The sequence below is a fragment of the Vibrio sp. 10N.286.46.A8 genome, assembly GCF_041470165.1.
Lineage (GTDB): Bacteria > Pseudomonadota > Gammaproteobacteria > Enterobacterales > Vibrionaceae > Vibrio > Vibrio tasmaniensis_A.
Window position 1 is genome coordinate 1 of record NZ_JBFRLX010000406.1, and the last position, 1,277, is coordinate 1,277.

Annotated in this window: 1 protein-coding gene; it reads left to right on the plus strand. The window is 43.3% G+C overall.

The features are described from left to right. Nucleotides 1-203 precede the first annotated feature (203 nt). Nucleotides 204-1,259: a porin gene (locus tag AB4232_RS22720; protein WP_017097026.1), complete on the plus strand. Its 1,056-nt coding sequence runs from the start codon at nt 204-206 to the stop codon at nt 1,257-1,259. Nucleotides 1,260-1,277: the final 18 nt, after the last annotated feature.

Consider the following 1,277-nt stretch of genomic DNA (forward strand, 5'->3'; position numbering starts at 1 on the left):
GCTTACGGTTTGTTATTAATGATTTGTTTTTAATGGTTTTTTTTTATTTTTATAGCGTGATTTTTTTTATTTTATATATTTTAATGCAACTTTTTTGTCAGTCGTATATTAGTGTCTTCCCACTTGTTAAATGCAGGTAACAACCTCTCCGTAAGCACGAGGTTGTTATGGAATCACTCTCCCAGTTACAAATGGATATGACAATGAATAAGAAACTTTTAGCGCTAGCAATTTCTGGTGCAGTATTTGGTACACAGGCAGTTGCGGTAGAGCTTTATAACGAAGACGGTACAGCCTTCTCTGTTGGTGGTCACGTTTCTGTAAACCTGAATGGTTCAGAGAAAGGCGATACGGATGTTGGTACAAACTCACCACGCATCAACTTTAATGCTACGCAAGAATTAGGCAATGGCTTCACAGCTGACGCTAAAGGCGAATGGGCGCTTAATTACCTAAACGGTGGTGACGAATCGTTTACTACTCGTCTTGGTTACGTAGGTTTAACTCATGATGAGCTAGGTCGTGCTGTTGCAGGTACGCAGTGGGCGCCATACTACGATGTAGCTTCAGCTACTGATATGCCGATCGCTTTCGCGAACGATTTCTTATACGACAACCACGGTGCTCTAGGTACTGGTCGTGCAGACAAAATGGCAAGTTACCGCAACGGATTTGATTTTGGTGAAGCGGGTGAGCTTAGCTTTGGTCTAGGTTGGCAGGGCAGCAATGACGTAACGACTGACACTGAAAACGTTCTTGGTGGTGTTGTTGTTACTACTCGTTCAACGGTGTCTTACGATGACCGTATTCAAGCGACTCTTGGTTACTCAATCGCTGGTGTTAAATTGGGTTATGCCTTCAACACTGGTGACTTCAAAGAGGGTGGTGTTTCTAAGACGGCTGAATCTCACCTAGTTTCTGCTGCATACGGTTCTTACGGCTCAGGTTTATACCTAGCAGGTATCTACGCTTCAAACGAAAACATGAACGTAGGCCTTGAAGAAAGTGATGCATATGAATTGCTAGCGGCTTACGCTTTAGCGAACAGCTTAAACTTAAGCGTTAACTACGAAGTTGTTGAAGGCGAAGCGACGAAAGGCGCGGCAACACAAACTGACCGTGAAGAGCTAGCTCTACAAGCGGAATACAACTTTACGAGTAATGTTGTTGGCTACACTGGCTATCAGTTTGATCTAAACGATGCAGACAACAGAAAAACTGACGACAAGTGGACTATTGGTGCTCGTTTCTACCTATAAGTCGCGACTCATTTAGTT